The organism is Actinoallomurus acaciae, from assembly GCF_042429965.1.
In the GTDB taxonomy this organism is placed as follows: Bacteria; Actinomycetota; Actinomycetes; order Streptosporangiales; family Streptosporangiaceae; genus Actinoallomurus; species Actinoallomurus acaciae.
In genome coordinates, this window is record NZ_JBHLZP010000979.1 from 1 (window position 1) to 1,562 (window position 1,562).

The 1,562-nt window shown below is 72.9% G+C and carries 2 protein-coding genes and 1 pseudogene; 2 read left to right on the plus strand and 1 reads right to left on the minus strand.

All coding sequences use genetic code 11. The features are described from left to right. Positions 1 to 4 precede the first annotated feature (4 nt). Positions 5 to 172, plus strand: coding sequence for a phospholipase domain-containing protein (locus ACFFNX_RS49570; protein WP_378213450.1), 168 nt, complete (start codon positions 5 to 7; stop codon positions 170 to 172). A 51-nt stretch (positions 173 to 223) separates the two neighbouring features. Here the strand turns inward: ACFFNX_RS49570 and ACFFNX_RS49575 are convergent, their stop codons facing one another. After that, the gene (locus ACFFNX_RS49575) at positions 224 to 1,066 is read right to left on the minus strand and encodes an SAM-dependent methyltransferase (protein ID WP_378213449.1); all 843 of its coding nucleotides are present in this window, start codon (positions 1,064 to 1,066) and stop codon (positions 224 to 226) included. A 218-nt stretch (positions 1,067 to 1,284) separates the two neighbouring features. Between ACFFNX_RS49575 and ACFFNX_RS49580 the strand changes: the two are divergent. Then, positions 1,285 to 1,562 (plus strand): annotated as a pseudogene (locus ACFFNX_RS49580) (putative protein N(5)-glutamine methyltransferase); the annotation flags it as partial.

The window sequence follows — 1,562 nt, forward strand, 5'->3', positions numbered from 1 at the left end:
CCGGATCCGGCCCGGCGGCAGCGCGACGCACGATGCGCGGACACGCGTCAGCCACGGCTGGTACGACCTGACGGTCACCTCCGACCAGGACAGGACGTTCCTGCGCCGCCTCGCCGGCCACGTGGAGACCGGTCGGCCCAGCGCGAGCGACCCCGCCCTCGGCGCGCGCTGAGCCCTCTCCGGCGGCACCGCCCCGGTCGCGGGGCGGTGCCACGGCCTTCCGTCAGGGCTTGCGGCCGATCGCGGCGACGGCGAGCCGGAGCACGGGGTGTTCCTCGGCCGAGTCCTCGGTGCCGTTGGGCCGCCAGTCGGGCACGCGCACCAGCCCCGGCTCGACCAGTTCGAGGCCGTGGAGGAACTCGCGGACCTGGGCGGGGGTGCGAAAGAAGCCGCGGCCCATGCCCTGACGCATCGCCTCCTCGGCGGCCTTCTCACCGGGCGTGCCGGCCTCGACCAGGTGGTGGAGGAACACGTGGCTGCCGGACGGGAGCGCCGCGACCAGGCGGGCGATGAGGCCGGCCGGGTCCTCCTCGTCGCTGACGTAGTGGACGATGCCGCAGAGCAGCAGCCCGATGGGCCGGTCGAAGTCGATCTCGGCGCGCAGTTCGGGCGCCTCGAGCAGCCGCTCGGGCTCGCGCAGGTCGCGGTCGATCACGGCCACTCCGGAGCTGCCGGCCAGCAGCGCGCGTGCGTGTGCCAGCACGATCGGATCGTTGTCGGCGTAGACCACGTGCGTCTCCGGGGCGATGCTCCGGGCGACCTCGTGCACGTTCCCGGCGGTGGGCAGCCCGGACCCGATGTCGACTAACTGGCGGATGCCGGCCTCGCCGACCAGGTAGCGGATCGCCCGGCCCAGCACCATCCGCTGGGCGCGCACGCCGAGGTGGACCTCGGGCAGGGCCTTCTTGATCTGGTCGCCGAGCTCGCGGTCCGGGGTGAAGTTGTCCTTTCCGCCGAGGAGGTAGTCATAGACCCGGGCGATGCTCGGCCGGGTGATGTCGACTCCCTGGGGCACCCGCCCTTCGGCATGGACCGTCCACCTGCCGTCCCCGACACCCGTCACCACGCACCCTCCTCCGAAATGTCCAAAAGATCATAAATTGCGCGCCAGCTTAACCCTCGAAACCGGCGCGTGCCGCTCCCCGGCCGGGTCCGGTAATGTTGCGGCCGCGACCGAGGAGGTGAGCCCCATTACCGCCAGAACAGGCCGGGCGCTCCCAGCTCCGTCGACTCGCCTCGGATAGGTGACGCGAGGGCGCCCCCACCATCGGAAAGGCGTTCTCGATGACCTCCCCTCTCTCTCCCACCGCCGTCGTCACCCGGCTGCGCGCCGCCGGCTGCGTCTTCGCCGAGGACGAGGCACGGCTGCTCGTCTCCGCCGCCCGCACACCGGACGACCTCACCGCCATGGTCGAGCGCCGGGCCGCCGGGCTGCCGCTCGAGCACGTGCTCGGCTGGGCGGAGTTCTGCGGCCTGCGCGTCGCCGTCGACGCCGGGGTCTTCGTGCCCCGCCTCCGCACCGAGTTCCTGGTCGGCCGGGCCGTCGCGCTGGCACGCGATCT